The sequence below is a fragment of the Ancylobacter sp. genome (assembly GCF_965249975.1).
GTDB lineage: Bacteria > Pseudomonadota > Alphaproteobacteria > Rhizobiales > Xanthobacteraceae > Ancylobacter.
The window spans coordinates 172695-189207 of sequence record NZ_CBDFNE010000004.1 but is presented as its reverse complement, the minus strand read 5'-3'; the positions used below and the strand labels follow the sequence as shown (position 1 = coordinate 189207).

The 16513-nt window shown below is 69.5% G+C and carries 4 protein-coding genes; 2 read left to right on the top strand and 2 right to left on the bottom strand.

Translation table 11 applies throughout. The annotated features are described in order from the left end of the window. Nucleotides 1-100: 100 nt before the first annotated feature. Nucleotides 101-10177 carry an autotransporter-associated beta strand repeat-containing protein gene (locus ACP2AH_RS05440; protein WP_425104884.1) on the bottom strand — a complete coding sequence of 3359 codons (10077 nt, stop codon included), beginning with the start codon at nt 10175-10177 and terminating at the stop codon, nt 101-103. A gap of 1028 nt (nt 10178-11205) precedes the next feature. Here ACP2AH_RS05440 and ACP2AH_RS05435 point away from each other — a divergent pair. Further along, a complete protein-coding gene (locus ACP2AH_RS05435; protein WP_425104883.1) occupies nt 11206-11895 on the top strand; it encodes a hypothetical protein in 690 nt (229 codons plus the stop codon). 22 nt (nt 11896-11917) lie between these two features. Here ACP2AH_RS05435 and ACP2AH_RS05430 read toward each other — a convergent pair whose 3' ends face one another. After that, entirely contained in the window at nt 11918-14956 is a 3039-nt protein-coding gene (locus tag ACP2AH_RS05430; protein ID WP_425104882.1) for a hypothetical protein, read from the bottom strand. Nucleotides 14957-15381: 425 nt separating this feature from the next. On the opposite strand from ACP2AH_RS05430, the gene ACP2AH_RS05425 reads away from it, so the two are divergent. Next, nucleotides 15382-16506 (top strand): DegT/DnrJ/EryC1/StrS family aminotransferase, encoded by a 1125-nt coding sequence (locus ACP2AH_RS05425; protein ID WP_425104881.1) that lies wholly within the window; start codon nt 15382-15384, stop codon nt 16504-16506. Nucleotides 16507-16513: the final 7 nt, after the last annotated feature.

The following is a 16513-nucleotide window of genomic DNA, read 5'->3' as shown; positions in this document are numbered from 1 at the left end:
GCTCGGGCTTTCTCTTTCATGACCCGCGCGGGGAACAGTGGCGCAGGGTGTGCTTGCGCCGGAGGGGAACGCCGCGCTCCCCTCTCACCTTTCCCCCGTCTCAGAACTTCAGCGAGAACTGGGCGGTGAAGGTGTTTTGCGAGGCGTCGCCCGAGAGCTGTCCGGCATAGGTGGCGCCGATCTGCGCATTGGGCGAGAGCGCGTAGCTCAGACCCGCCTCCAGGAGCAGCGCATCCTCCGCCACTGGCACGCCGGATACGGTGAACGGCGTCAACCCACCGGCGAACTGCATGGTCGAGCTCGGCGTCACATCGCCAAAGGCATGCTGCCAACCCAGCGTCGCATAGGGGGTGAGCGTGCGCCCGCCCACCTCCACCGTGGTCGCGAGCCGCACGCCGAGCGTGGAGTAGACCGTGCTCATGTCGTCGGTGGAGACGGACAGCGCCGCCGCCCCGCCCTCTTCGCCGAGCGAAGCCCCCGACACATTGACATAGGCGAGGCCGAGGAAGGGCTCGAAGGCGATGGCGCCGACCTCGACATCATAACCGATCTCGCCGAAGACCTGCGCCGTACCTGTGGTGTCGTTGCCCTTCAGCGACTCGGCAAAGCCCGGGAACACCACGCTGCGCGACATAGAGAGGTCGTGCCAGGTGTAGGCGGCGCCGCCGCGCAGCGCCACGGCGCCGAACTGCGCCCCGGCATAGAGGCCGAGATTGTAATTATTCGCCGAGCCCGACGAGGACCGCCCGTCGACATCGAAGGTCGAGCGGCTATAGCCGCCGAACAGGCCGGCGCGGGCATTCTCCGCCACCGACACATCCGCGCCCATGAGGAAGCCGCCAATGGTGTTGGAGATGCTGGCGGCATTGCCATTGGACCAGCTGTTGCCCCAGCCGCCATAGCCCTGCGCCCACAGGGTCGGCGTGTAGCCCTCCGCCAGCTGCGCCTTCACCGGGCCGGGGCCATAGGCGAGCGGGGAGACGCCCGGCGCGGTCAGCGCCTGGCGCAGCCGCCCGCTCACCGCGTCGCGGACATAGATCGACTGCTGCTGCAGCACGCTGCTCACCGACGCATAGGCCTCGCCCGAGAGCGCGTCGAAGGCGGCGGGCGCCTCGACCGCCGACAGGCCGAGCACCGCGTCATACACCGCATTGCCGGGGCCGAGATGCTCCACCCCATAGGCGGTCTCGGCCTGGTTCACGGTCTGCGCGACATCGGGGAAGTGCGTGCCATTGCGCGCCAGGGTCAGATAGACGCTGTTCGCGTCATAGCTCGTCCTGACATCGAGGAAGGTGCTGGGATGGAGCGAGCGCACATCCGCGAACTGCCCCGTCAGCCCGCCATCTGCGGTCAGGATGGTATAGGTCGTCCCCGCCCGGTAGGTGCCCTGGCCGCTGCTCACCACCAGCGTCGCTCCGGCGATGGTGGCGGTGCCCTGCGCCGCCAGGAGGTCGCTCACGCCCTGGGGCGCAATCTCGGCCGCGTAGGTGGCGCCGGCGTCGAGCGTAAGATTGCCGGTGATATGGAGCGTTCCGGGCGAATAGCCCGGCGAGACCAAGCCGCCCTGCCGCACGGTGAGGCTCGCCACCTGTCCCGCTCCGCTCAGCACGCCGTCCGAGCCGATGGTGAAGCCCGCCGAGGAGACGATGCCGCTGGCAAGGACGAGGTGAGCGTTCGACACGGCGACCTGACCGGTGAAGCCGGAGGCGGCGAAGGTCGCGCGGCCCCCGCCCCGCACGGTCAGGGAGCCCGTGCCGGTGAGGGCGGAGAGCGTGTAGTCGGTCTTCAGGTCGTAGACCAGCGCAGCATTGTTCGTGATCGACCCGGCGATCCAGCCCGCGGCGCCGCCCTCGCCGACCTGCAGGGTGCCGGCCTCGATCACCACGCCGCCGGAATGCCGGAGGTCGGAGGTAAGGACCAGCGTGCCGCCGCCCTCCTTGGTGAAGCCGCCATCGCCGCTCATGCCGCCGGTGAGCTTCAGGCTCGCGCCGTCCGCCACCGAAATCCCACCACCGAGAATAAGCGTGACCGGTGCGGCGAGGGTGAAGCTGGCGGTGGCCGCCAGGCGCCCCCCGCCGGCAAGCTGGATGGCCGCGGAACCATCCCCGAGATTGGCCGCCGAAGAGACCGCGAGCGTGCCGAACAGCACCCCCACGCCGCCGCTGAAACTGTTCTCCCCGGTCAGCGTCAGCGTGCCGGTCCCGAGTTGGGCGACGAAGCCGGACCCGCTGATGGAGCCGGAGAAGACCACGTCATCGGACCTGTCGAAGACCAGGGCGCCCGCATTCGACACGTTGCCGGTGAGGCTGCCGCTGGTGCCGCCGCCGCCGATCCGCAGCGACCCGCCAATGATCGTGGTTCCGCCGGTATAGCTGTTGTCGCCCGTCAGGGTGAGCGTTCCCTTGCCGGTCAGAGCGAGGCTGCCGCTGCCGGAGAGGTTCCCCGCGAACAGGGAATCGGTGCCGGTATGCGTGGTCAGGGCGAAGCTGGACAGGTCGACATGGCCGCGGCCCGCGAGCGCGCCGATGCTCTGGTCGGCGCCGAGCCGCAAGGTCGCCCCCGACTGCACGGTGACATCGCTGCCCGCCGGCACCGCGCCGGCGACGCCGGCCAGAAGCGTGCCGCCTTCGATCACGCTCGTGCCCTGATAGGCGTTGGCGGCGGCAAGCACCAATGTGCCCGTGCCCTCCTTGCGCAGGCCGCCCGCACCAGAGACCGTCCCCGCGAGGGTGAGCGTATCGCTCCCGGAGACCTCGAAGGTGCCGCGCGCCTCCAGCGTCACGGCGCGCGTCAGCGTCAGCGAGCCGACCACCGAGAGCGCGCCGCCGGCCAGGGTCACCCCGCCGCTCGCCGCGCCGAGCGCGGCGTCCGAGGCGATCTGCAGCACGCCGCCCTTGATGCGGGTGCCGCCCTCATAGAGGTTGGTGCCGGAGAGGACGAGGGTGCCCGCGCCCACTTTCTCAAGCCCGCCCGTGCCGGAGATCGGCGCCTGGACGAGGGTGGTCACGTCGTGGCCCTCGACCCAGATCGTGCCGCCGCCGCTGAAGGTGAGGCCGGATCCGGGCGTGCTGTCGGCCGCGATCTCATAGCCGTCGGTGACGAATTCGAGCTTCTGGAAGGCTTGGCTCCCCGCGACCGTCACGGTGCCCGCCGTGCCGGCGAAGATGCCGATCTGGCCGTTCCAGGGCACCAGCGTGTCATAGGCAAGCTCGTTCCAGGTGGTGCCGGACGACGACCAGGTGCCCGAGCCGCCGAAGTCGGTTCCGTTCGCCGTCCACCCCAGCAGAGGCGAGGCATCCGCCAGCAGGACATTGACCTGGCCGGGGATGCTGCGCTCGAGCGTGGCGCTGAAGCCGCTGGGCGTGGTGCCGATGGCGAGGCTGCCGGACACGCCGGACGTATAGGTGAAGACGCGATAGATCCCCGCGCCCGTCTCGGGCGTCCCGGTGATGTCCAGGGTGCCGCCGAGCGCGAGCGTCGCGCTGGTGGCGATGCCGGCATTGGCGCCCCCGCCGACCGCCAGCACCGAGAGCGCGGAGGCCGCCAAGGTGAGATCTCCGCCGATCTGCAGCGCGGCGCCCTGCGGATTGTCGCGGCTCGACACGCCGCCGGAGAGCACGCCGTCCGAGAGAACCGAGACGCCGTCCGTGATGCTGCCGAAGCCGGTGAGCGTCGCGCCCGCCGCGACCGTCACATCGGTGGCGGTAAGGCTGGCACCGTTCAACAGAAGAGTGCCGCCGGCGAGGAGCGTGTTGCCCTCATAGGAACTGACGGCGGAGGACAGTTCGAGCGTGCCCGGTCCCGCGAGGGTCAGGCCGGCAAGGCCGACGATGCCGCTGGTGAGGGTCAGGGTCTGGCCCGCCGCGACGGCGATGGTGCCGCTGCCGAGGTCGAGGGAGAAGCTGCGCGCCGAGGTGAAGCTTGCCGTGGCCGAGAAGGTGCCGCCTCCAAGCGCGACCGTGCCGGCAGCGGCGCCGAGCGCCGCGTCGGACGCGACGGCGAGCGTGCCGGCCGCCACTTCGACGCCACCGGAAAAGATATTCTGCCCCGACAAGGTGAGGGTGCCGCTGCCGCTCTGGCGTACCGCGCCGGTGCCGAAAATGGAGCCGGCGAAGGTGACGGCGTCCGAGCGGTTGAAGACCAGCAGGCTGTCATTGAGCACCGTGCCCGCGAGCGCGCCGCGGGTTCCGCCCTCCCCGATCTGCAGCGTGCCCTCGGCGATGGTGGTGGACCCGGTGAAGCTGTTCGCGCCGCTCAGCACCAGCGTGCCCGAACCGGTCTTGGTGAGGCCGCCGCTGCCCGAGAGGACGCCGGAGAAGGTCGTGTCACGGTCGTTGCCGCCGGTCGTCAGCACATAGCTGGCAAGGTCCACCGCGCCCGCGCCCGCGAGCGAGCCGATGGTCTCGCTGGCGCCGAGGCGCAGCGTGCCGGCGCTGTCCACGGTGACGCCCGAGAGGTCGGCCATCGCCGCGCCGCTCCACAGCGCCAGCGTGCCGGCGGCGACCCGCGTCTCGCCGGCATAGGTGCCGACGCCGGCGAGGATCACCGTTCCGGCGCCCAGCTTCAGCAGGTCGCCCTGCTCGGTGACATTGCCGTTCACGGTCAGCGTCCGGCCCGCCTCGGCGCCGAGCATCGCCGTGCCGGTGAGCACGAAGGTGCGCGAGGTGGAAATGTCGGCGACCGCCCACAGGCCGCCATCCGCCAGCGTGATCTTGCCCGTCGCGCGGCCGAGGCTTGCATCCGAAGCGGCGGCAACGAAACCGCCGGCGACGGTGAGCCCGCCCTCGAAGGCATTGACGCCGCCGAGCAGCAGCAGCCCGGCCCCCACCTTGGTGAGACCGCCCTTGCCGGAAATAGGCGCATCGATCTGCGCCTGCGTCAGCGCGCCTTCCACCCACAGCGTGCCGCCGGAGGTGAAGGTGAGGCCGGAGCCGGCCGTCGCCGCATCCGCCTTGAGGAGATAGCCGGTGCTGGCGAATTGCAGCTTCTGGAACGCCTGCTGCCCGACGATGGTCACGGTGCCCGCCGTGCCGGTGAAGATGCCGACCTCGCCGCCCCAGGGCAGGACCACCCCGGCCGCCGCCTCGTCCCAGGTGCGGCTGGTGGAGGTCCAGGTGCCGCTGCCGCCGAAGCTGGCGCCCTTGTTGACGGTCCAGAACTGGAACGGGCTGGCGTCGCTGAGAAGCACCGAGACGGTCTGCGCCGTGGACGTGTCGAGCGTCGCCGTGTAGCCGGCGGGCGTGGTGCCCAGCGTCACGTCCCCGCTCAATGTCCCGGTATAGCTGAACACATGGTAGAGCCCGGCGCCGTGCGCGGGCGTGCCGGTCACGTCGAGCGTGCCCGCGAGCGAGAGGTTGCCCGTCACATGGGCAATGCCGGCATTGGTCCGGGCCCCGAGCTCAAGCACGGAGGTCGCGCTCGACGCGAGCGTCAGCGCGCCGGTCGAGAGCCCCCCCGCCGCAGCGTCGCCGGCGGCCGCCGACCCGCCGAGCAGCGTGCCGCCCGCGTCCACCGTGATCGTGGCGGCGATCTGGCCGAAGCCGGAGAGCCGCGCACCGCTCTCCACCGAGAGGGTGGGCGCGGTGAGGGCGCTGCCCTGCAGCGCCAGCGTGCCGGCGCTGATCGTCACGCCGGCCCCGAGCGTGCCGGCGCCGGACAGCGCCAGCGTGCCGGTGCCGGTCTTCTCGAACCCGCCGCTGCCGGACAAGGCACCGCCGAGGTCGAGCACGGTACCGGAAGCGACCTCGACGGTGTTGAGGCCGGTGAAGCCGATGGCGCGCGCCGAGGTGAAGGAAGAGGTGGTGCGCAGGGTCGCCGCGTTGAGGCTCAAGGCCCCGCTCGCCGCGCCCAGGGCGCCGTCCGAGGCCACCTCCAGCGTGCCCGCGCCGACGACGAGGCCGCCGGTGAAGCTGTTCGCGCCGGTGAGCGTCAGCGTGCCGGCGCCGAGCTGATACACGGTGCCGCTGCCCGAGATGGCGCCGGCAAAGGTGACGTCGTCCGAACGGACGAAGGAGAGGGTGCCGTTATTGGCGACCGGCCCCGTGATGGAGCCGCTCGCGCCACCCGCGCCGACCACCAGCGTCGCGGTGCTCACAAGGGTGGTGCCGCCGGTATAGCTGTTGGCGCCGGTGAGCACGAGGGTCTGCGCGCCGGTCATGGCGAGAGCGCCATCGCCTGAGATGACGCCCGCGAACGAGGTCGAGCCGGGGCCCGCGAGGGTGAGGGTCGCGGTGCCGAGCTGAACGGCGCCCGCCCCGGAGAGCGTGCCGATGGTCTCGCTGACCTCGAGCGCGAGAAGCCCGCCCGCCGCGATCGTCACATCGGACGTATCCGGCAGGGCCGAGCCGCCCTGCGCCACCACGGTGCCCGCGCGAATGACGGTCGCGCCGGTGAAACGGTTGGCCGCCGACAGGACGAGCGTGCCCCCGCCTTCCTTGTTGAGCGTGCCGGTGCCCGTGATCGACGTGCCGAGCGTCAGCGTCACGCCGTTCTGCGGCGCGAAGGTGCCGGTGCCGGCCAGCGTCACCGCCTGCGACAGGGTGACGTCCGCGGTGCCGATGAGCCCGCCATTGGCGAGCGTCAGGCCGCCGGCGCCGAGCGCGGCATCGCTGGCGACGCTGATGAAGCCGCCCGAGATGCGCGTGCCGCCGGTATAGCTGTTGGCGCCCGCCAGCACGAGCGTGCCCGCCCCCACCTTCACCAGCTCGCCCGTGCCGGAGATCGACGCGCTGATCGTCGCCGTGATGTCGTGCCCCTCCACCCACAGCGTGCCCTTGCCGGTCAAGGCGAGGCCGGAGCCGTCGGCACCGTCGCTGACGAGTTCGTAGCCATCGCTGACGAACTCCAGCTTCTCGAAGCTCTGCGCGCCGGCGATGGTGACGGTCCCCGAAGGGCCGGCGAAGATGCCGAACGTGCCGCCCCAGGCGGTGCTCGCATCGGCCACATCGAGCCAGGTCAGGCCGGCGCTGCTCCAGGTGCCGCTGCCGCCCGCCGCGCTGCCATTGGCCGCCCATCGCTGGATCGCGGTCGCGTCCGCCAGCAGCAGGTTGACCTGTCCGGGAACGTCGGTCTGAAGTGTCGCCAGATAGGTATCGGGCGTGCCCGAAACGCTGAGCGTGCCGGTGAGCGGCCCGCCGCTATAGGTGAAGACCCGATAGACGCCCGTGCCGTTCGCGGGCGCCCCCTCCAGGGTGAGGGTTCCCGCGAGGGCGAGGGCGCCGTTGACGTCCGCGACGCCGGCATTGGCGTTCGCCCCGAAGGCGAGCAGGGTGGTGGCGCCCGCCGCCAGCGTCAGCGCCCCGGTCTGGAGCGCGGTGCCGGCGGTGTTGTCGGCGGCCGCATAGCCGCCGGCCAGCGTGGCGCCGCCGGCGATCGAGACCGCGTCGGTGATGGCGCCGTAGCCGGCCAAGGTGGCGCCGCTCGCCACCGAGACGGGGGAGGCCTGCACGGCGGCACCGGCGAGCGACAGCGTGCCCGCGCCCGAGACGACGAGGCCGCCCGTTCCCTCGACGCTGCCGGAGAGGGTCAGCGTCTGCCCCGCCGCCACGCTGATCGTGCCGCCGCCCGTGCCGAGCGTGACCGTGCGCGCCGTGGTGAAGCCGGAGGTGACGGAAAACGTGCTGCCGGTCAGCGTCAGGCCGCCCGAGGCGGCGCCGAGCGCCGCGTCCCCGCCCACCTGAAGCGTGCCGCTCGCCACCGTCACGCCGCCGGTGAAGCTGTTCGTCCCCGTCAGCGCGATCAGCCCGCCGCCATAGACCGTGACGCCCTGCGTGCCCGAAATGCTGCCGGACAGCGTCAGGCTCGTGCCCGGCGCGGCGAAGAAGATGCCGGTAACCCCAAGGCTGGTCGGAAGGCTGATCGGCCCGGCCCAGCTATTGTCGCCGGAGAGGCTGAGCAGCCCGCCGAGGGCGATGTCGTCGCCGATGCTGTTCAGCGTCAGCGCTTCGTTGCCGATGGCGATCGAGCCGGTGAGCGCGAGGCTGCCACCCGCCTCGACGCGCGTCCCCCCCGCGGTCGAGCCGAGGGCGGAGGCATTGGCGAGGATCAGCGGGTTGCCCGAGACCAGCGTCGTCCCGCTATAGGTGTTGCTGCCCGCCAGCGTGACCGGGACCGGGAGCGGGATGCCGTTGCTGCCGACCTCGACCCCGCCCGTGCCGGAGATCGTGTTGGCGACGGTCGGGAGGCCGCCGATAAGGCCGAGCGTGCCATAGGTGACGATGTCGCCGAGAACCGCCCCACCCGCGCCGCCCTCGCCAAGTACCAGGGTGGCCCCGGCGGAGATGGTGGTACCGCCCGTATAGGTGTTGGTTCCGGTGAGCGTCAGCGTCCCCGGCCCGCTCACGGTGAGGGAATTGCCGATGAGATTAGAGGCGATGATGGCGGTAGTGCCCCCCTCGCCCACCGTGACAACCGTCGTGCCGTTCGGCCCGGCGAGCGTCAGCGCGTCGCCGGCAATGACGTAATCGTTTCTCTCGAACCTCATCGCCTGGACGGAGACCGCGCCGGCGCTGTTGTCGATCGTGACGATGCCGCCATTGCTGCTGCCGAACACAGCCGTATTGCTGTTCCAGGCCAGGTTCTCCGTGCCGTTCGGCGAGGTCCAATTGGTGGTGGGCCCGGCGCTCCATGTGCCCGAGCCGCCCTGGGGCGGGCCGCTGGTGTTGTTGCCGTTCCAGCGCAGCGTCGGCGTCGAGACCTGGAGCTGGAGCCTGGAAGCGGTCGTCAGCAGCGTCAGGGTATAATCGTCGACCGTCCACGACACCGGGCTTGTCGCGCCGGAGATCCCGCCTGGGCCGGCGATGATCAGGTCATAAAGGCCGGTGCGCAGGACGCTGTCCGCCGCGACCTCGACCGTGAAACCGTCCTGAAGCACCGCGCCCTGCGCGAGGATCGGCGCGACGCCCTGGTCGGTCAGCGTCGCGCGCAGCGTGCCGCCGATGGACAGAGTGTCGGCGACGGAGAAGGAGGTGCTTGGCGCGCTCGCCACGTCGCCGATGGCGAGCGTGCCGCCGCTGTTCACCGTCAGCGAAAGGAAAGAGGCCGGGCCCGTCGAGACGAGATTACCCACGTCGAGGGTGCCGCCCGACGCCACCGTCATACTCCCGCCCCCCAGGCTGGTGCCTGACGCGAGCGTCAGCTGTCCGCCTTCGACCGTCATCGTGGTGAAGTCGAGCGCCCCGCCCAACGTCCAGGAGGACCGACCGCTCTTCACGAGGTTCGAGAAGCCCAGGAGGGTCTGCGTGGAGGGCGTGAGGCTCGTCGAGAGCGTGATCGACTCGGTGCCGCTGCCGCTCAGTTCGAACGTGTCCCCATCCCGGCCGATCGCCGCGCCATCGAGCCCGCCGCTGCCCGAAAGTTCCAGCGTGTTGGTGCCGCCGGTGAAGGCCACGGCCGCCGGCTGGACGCCGAACTCTGTCGCGCCCTTGACGACGTGGCCTTCGAGAATGACCAGCGAGATGTTACTCCCCGCCACGCCCGCGCTGGCCGTCGCGCCACTCGCTCCGGAAAGGAGCCTGCTTGCGCCGCCCTGCACGGTTCCGCGCACAATGATCAAGGAATCCAATCCGCCCGAGCTGTAAATGCCCGCGCCGCCCCCGCCGCCCGTGCCGCCCAGCGAAGCGCCGCCCGTGACTTTGCCGCCAACGGTAACCACCAACGTGCCGCCCGGCACCGTCGCGCCGGGCGGGGCGATCCAGATGCCGGCGCCACCGCCTCCCTGCACCGTGTCCGAGGTCCCGCCTTGGCCGCCCGTGACTGCGCCGCCCGCCTCGACCGACACGGTGTAGGGCTCGGACAGCGTGGTCGCCTGAGTGACGATGATGCCGGCGCCACCATTGCCTGCCGTTCCGCCATTGCCCGCCTGTCCGCCAGAGCCGATTATGCCGCCGGCGCCGCCCACCGCTGACGAAGTATTCTGGATAGTGAGGTTCGACCCTCCGGTCAGCACAACGCCGGCGCCGCCATTGCCGCCGTTTCCGGCGGGGCCCCCCTGCGTGTAGCCGCCAGTGCCGCCGGCGCCGCCGGTCATGGCCGCATCGATCAGAAACTGGGTCGCGGATGTGGGCGCAAGATAGAGGCCGATGCCGCCGTCGCCGCCATCGCCGCCATAAACGTTTTCGGTTATATCCACGTTGCCGCCGCTGCCGCCCGCCCCGCCGGTGGCATTTAAAAGGAACATCAGCGGGGATTGCGTCGTGCCGGAGATGACGGCGCCGAAACCGCCCGCGCCGCCGCCCCCGCCCGCGATAAATACGAAAGAGTATGCATAATAATCGCCGCCACTACCTCCCGCGCCGCCGGTGACGGACTGAACAGGAGCACTGGCCCCGACATACCCATGTGCGCCGCCGCCGCCGCCGGCTGATTGCTCGCCGTTCGCTCCGTCGGCTCCAGGGGAACTCCCGCCCTTGCCGCCGTTGAATTGCCCAGCGTTGTTGGCACCGGTCCCGCCGGTTGTGCCGGCGCCACCGCCGCCACCGCCGCCGATCTTAAACCTGTTTACGCCACGGCTCGGCCCGTTGCCGCTTTGGCCCTTCTGGCCCTTGCCCGTAGGCACGCTCGCGCCGCCTGCGCCGGACGTGCAGTCACGGCAGCCGCTTGGTCCTGCTCCACCTGCGCCGCCCGCCGGCATGAAGGAAGCCGTCTGCGCCCAGGCGGGAGCGGCGAGCAGCGTTACAGTGCCGGTCAGCAACGCCATCCGCACTGCGGCGGCGGACGGGCGCGGCAGGCGCATGGCGACCGAGGCGAGAAGGGCGGACCTGTATCTGGCAAGTTCCGTCCGAACGACCGGCGCGCGCATCATGACACCCTGTTCAACCCGGCGCGAACGCGCCACGCCTCACCCAGCGGATCGGGCTCCCAACCCACCTTAGGCTACCACCGTGGAAGCTAGGCCAGGGCCAAGTGACCGGTCAACGGGTTTTGGAATACCAAGGCGCGAAAGGGTCACGGTTCCGCAGAGTTATTCGGCGTCCGGCGCGTTGAACACCTAGATGTGGGAGCTGTGAAGGTTGTTTATCCGGGCCCGGAGCCAGTAAGGCGGCATATTCCAGCCCGCGCTTCTGGATCAGCCCCTTGGAATAGAAGACCCCGCGCCCGGACCCAACTTCAACCGTCGATGCCGATGGGGATGGCACGCGTCATTGATCCCGCGCCGCCGGCAAACGCGCTATAAGACGGGTTCTGCCGTCACAAACGGAAGGCGCCATGCTGTTTGAGCTGCACATCCCCAAGACGGGCGGGACCTCGTTGTTCTCGGTCCTTTCCGCGGCCGTGTATCCCGGTCGCGCCCATGTGGCGCTGTCGGAGCAGGAGCTGCGCGAACGGACGACGGGCTACGCGCTGCTCTCGGGCCATTTCGGGTGGGATGCGCTCTCCCTCTTTCCGCAGAGACCGCAGGTGCTCACCGTCTTGCGCGATCCCGTCGAGCACATCCTGTCCCTGTACGGCTATTGGCGGGCCCACGCCGATGCGGGGATCTTCGGCCCGGCTGCCCAGCGGGGCGCCGACGAAGCCGCCTCCCGCCCCATCGACGCGCTCCTGCTCGACCCGGAGTCGCAGCTGCGGACGCGCCTGGGGATGATGACGAACCATCTGGCGGGAGACGAGGCGCTTGCCGCGGGCCGTGGGCTCGAGGCCGCCTTGCAGCATCTGGAGTCCTGCGCCTGGGTGGCGACCACGCCGACGCTCGACCGCGATATCCGGGTGGCCTTCACCATGTTCGGGCTCACGCCGATGACGGAAATCCCGCGTCACCTCGCCACGCCGCAGCGCGTCCAGCGCCGCGACCTCGGCAAGGAAGCCCTCCGCGTCATCGAGACGGTCGCAGAGGCGGACTTCATCCTCTATGACCGCGCGCGGGCGATCGCCGAGGAACAGCAGCGCCGGTACGGCTAAGGCGGTCAGCGCGCTTGCGCGATCATCCGGCCCTCGCCCGTGCGACGGTCGACGCCGGGGGCGTCGCGCGCGTGTACCAGTCGCCGTCACTCCAGTCCGCCGGCGGAAGGCCGGCGAGATGGCGCTCCCAGGCCCGGGCGATGAACTGCGCGAATTCGCCGACGCTCGCCGCGCTCTCGACGAACAGACCGGCCTTCTGCCGCAGCTCGGCCCCCCGGGCCTGACGCCAGGCAGGGTCGTTGGCGAGACGGAGGGCGATCTGCAGATACTCGTCCTCGCTTGTCGCCGTCAGCCCCGACACGCCGATATGCTGATAGATGGTCGCCGTCCATTTCCCGAAAGGCATCTCCGCGGGAAGCGTCACCAGGGGCACGCCGAGCATCGCCGCGTCAAAGCTCGACGACATGCCGCAGAGCGGAAACGAATCCAGGCAGCAATCCGCGGACAGCAACAGGCCATGCGCATCCGCCTGCTTCAGGGTCGACAGGAAAACCACCCGGTCGATGAGAGCGCCGAGCCGCTGGTGCAGCCGGAAGCGCAGCGTCTTCGACGGGGGATAATCACCCCGCAGGAAGACGAGCGTTGCTTCAGGATCGCTCTCCAGCAGCCGGCGGAACAGGCCGTCCATATCGGGGTGGATCTTGGGCGGGGTGTTGGCGCACAGATAGATGCGCCCGGAGGCGCGCGGGCCGAACAGACGCTGCCTCAGCTCGGCTTTCTCGGCGTCGGAGATCGCCTCCACCGCGTGCCGTTCGATATAATAGGGCGGCTCATCCAGGAGGGCCACGCGCGATCGGTAGAACCGTCCGACCTCCGCCGGCTCGGCGGGTTTCCAGGAAATGTAATAATCCGCATGGGTCAGCCCGTCGGTCCAGTTCGGCTCCAGCAGCACCATCTGCAGATGCGCGAGCCGCGCCATCATCGGAAAAAACACCGCAGCGCCTGACGGTCCCGACACGATGATGTCGAACTGCTCGGCCGCGATCGCGTCTATGGCCGCATACGCGTCCATGTCGGAGACCTCGACCACGCGTTCCGCCCGCTGCACCCAGTTGCGCGCGGCCCGGCTCGGCCCCATGACGCCCGGACGGATGAAGACGGTCTCGAAGAGGTTCTTGTCCAGCCCCGCCAGCAGACCCGACATCATGGGCATGGAATCATGCACCATGAAACCGATGCGGATGCGCCGGCCCGCAGCGGGTCGCAGCACCGGATCGATGACATGGCTGGCAGTGTGGTTGAGCCTCGGCCAGGCGGCGAAGGCGACGCTTTCCAGCGCGGCGATCGTAGCGTTGTAGCTCTCCATGGCGCCGAGGCAGAACAGGTACTGCCAGGGCGTCCAGCTGAAGGACATGTCGCGGATCGGCTCCGCCAGTTCGAGCGGCGCCCGCGCGAGAGACTTGCAGGCGTCGATGAACTGGCGCGTCTGCGCCTCGGCCCGGCCGCCGGCGGATGGAACCATGGGCGGGGTCAGCCGGAAAAGCATGTCGACGACCCGCTCCTCCTTGGCCAGCGCGTCACCGGGCTCCGCCCCCTCCGCCAGCCGCAGGCGAAACGTCTCCCGCAGGGCCGTCGTGAATGTCTCATCCAGGTCCAGATAGCGAGAGAAAAACGTGAACAGCCGCATCTTGTCGCGGGGAATATGCGCCCGGCCCACACTGTCCAGCACCGCCCGGAGAAGTTCCGCAAACTGATCCGCGGTGCAGAGATGCTGAATATCCCGGTAGTTCATGATAACGGCTTCGGCGACCAAGGGGTCCGACCGCATCGCCGTGATGTAGACATCGGAGACCTTCAGGCCGCCATAATCAGGTTTACCCGGCAAGGTCGCCATGAACGCGGCACAGCGCTGATGTTTCAGGTGATAGGTCGAAATCTGAAGATAAAAATGTTCAAGCTCAACCGATGTCGGAGATCGTCTCAGCCCTTGCTCAAGCGCCGTCAGGCAGCCGTCGATATCGCCCAGTCGCAGGGCGGACGCGGCCGCGAAGTATGAATCCCACATGCTCTCGCGGGGCCGATCCATCAGACTGCGGTATATTTCACCGGCCTCGGCGGCAAAGCCCTTCTCGGTCAGCCGGAGCGCGATGTGGAACAGTGCATCGCTCGGGTCGGGCGGCTCCCCCGGCCCCCGGCTCAGCTTCTGCCTGACACGGGTCAGGTCTCCCTTGTCGACATAGTAGTTCACGATCTTCAATTGCTGCTGGCGCTCTGAGAACTGGTCCAGAGCAGCCTCGATGGCTTCGGCACTGTCGGCCCCGGGATCCACCCACCTGGCCAACCTGTCGAAAAGCCCGTGCTCAAACGAAATACGCAGGTAATGCTCGCGAAGATGCGCCGCGTCCGGATATCGCGCGAGTTGCGCCTCCAGCCGCGCGGCGGCTTCGCGCGGTTCGAGGAGCCGTTCGAAGGACAAGGAGGCGTACAGCGCGGCATCGGGCCCGTCGATCGCGCGGGCGGAAAGCCGCCTGTAGAGGGTGGCGGCGTCGTCCCTGCGGCCGCATGCGAGAAGGATATCCCCCAGGCGCCACAGCGCGACGACGTTGTCGCTGGCCTCGATGATCTGCCGGATCGACGTCTCGGCACGCTCCGGCGCGCCGGCTTCCCTATGGAAGGCCACCAGATCGACCTGCGTGTTCCAGTCCTCGGATTGACCGACCAGCTGCTCGAAGGCGCTCCGCCCGCCACGGGCATCGAGCATATCGATCAGCCATCGCAGCCGTTGCTGCTCGACACACAGGCGAAGGCAGTGCTCTGCCAGTAAAGCGTCGCCGGGATGGCGATGGTGGCCCCGCGCGAGGATTTTCGTCGCGCGCGCGGCCCGTCCCAGCCGGTAGCTCGCCAGTCCCGCATAGAGAAAGCCCTGCGGCGTTGTCGTCCTGCGCCGGGCAAGAGCACGATAGATCTCACGGGCGGTCGTCGCGTCGCTCCGCGCCTGCGCCATCTCGGCCCGCAGCCAGGACTGTTCCGCTGTCTCCCGGCGCAGCCGGAGCCACTTACCCAGAGTGGTACGTCGCAGCGCGTTTTCCAGACCGGAAACGAAGGCTCTTGTCGTCGGCAATGGGGCGCTCCCAAATCGAAACGGCGGGAGGTGACGACCAGATGCGGACGAACACCACGCTCCGGTGCAGCGACGACAGGCACGAGCAGCCCGCGGCGACCGCCCGTGCCCCGCGCGTGGCCCCACCGCAGGCCCCAACTTCCACGCCATCGTACGTAACGTCAAGGCTCCCACCTATACGCATCCGCCCGGATCTACCGGACGTGCTTTCGCCCTCTCAACGCTGATAGCTGCCCGGCGCACGGGCGGGCGGCTCACGCCGGCAGCGGTCTACGGGGGGGCATGTCGCAGCTTCCGGTTGTCTTGTCCCACCCTTTGGGCCTCGGATTTCTCAACGTGGCTCGCGTAATGTTCGGAAATGTTCTAACTAAGCCGACCTTAAGTAGCCTCGTTGCGCGCTAAAAGGCGCGAGAAGTCAGAGTCACATGCGCGTGCCCCTGTTGAAGCCGCGGCCCATTCGCCTGAGCGATCACCGCGATGATCTGGCGGCGCTGGAGGCCTCGGGCCAGTTCTCGAATTTCGGTCCGATCAACACCGCCTTCGAGACGCGCCTGAGGGACGAGATGTTCGGCGGCGAGGGCGCCTGCCTGACCGCCTGCAACGCCACGGTTGCGCTGCTGCTGGCGATCAAGGAGGCGGTCTATTTCGGCCGTCGCCGCGGCCGCTACGCCCTGGTGCCCTCCTTCACCTTCGCGGCGACGGCCCATGCGGCGGCGTGGTGCGGTCTCACGCCTCTCCTCTACGACATCGAGCCGGAGACCTGGCTACCCTCGGGCGAAGCCGAGCGCCGTCTGCTCGATCGTCATGGCGACGAGGTCGCCGTGATCGTCACCTATGCCACCTTCGGCAACTGCCTCGATCTCGACGGCTACGCCGACCTTGCCGCGCGCACCGGCGTCGGGGTGGTGGTCGATGCCGCCGCGTCGCTGGGCGCGCGCGATGCCGGCGGGCATGGCTTCGGACGCGGCGCGCCCATGTCCGTCGTCTATTCCATGCACGCCACCAAGACCTTCGCCACGTCGGAGGGCGCGGTCATCTACAGCGCCGACACCGAGCGTATCGTCCGCCTGCGGCAGATGGAGAATTTCGGCTTCGACAGCGCCCGTGCCGCCGAGATGCCGGGCCTCAACGCCAAGCTCGCCGAGGTGCCAGCGCTGCAGGCCCTGCGAAAGCTCGACGAGATCGATGGGGTGGTGCGCCGCCGGGGCGAACTTTACGCGCTCTACCGCTCTCTTCTGCCGGACTTCACCTTCCAGCGTCAGACAGGAAGCCGCGCCGTCCACCAGTTCGTGCCGGCGCTCCTGCCGGAGGGGGCCGGTGTCGATCGGGCGCGCTTCGTGCAGCGAATGAAGGAGATGGAGGTGGGGCTGGGCACCTATTTCAGCCCTCATCTGGCCGAGCAGCCCTATTTCAAGGATATCTCGGTGGTGGACGAATTGCCCGTCACCGCGCGCATCGCCCCGCGCATCGTCGCGCTTCCGCTCTATGACACAATGGAGGAAGCGGAACTGCGTTATGTCTGCGAATCGGCGCAGGCGTGCCTGCGCTGAGGCGCCC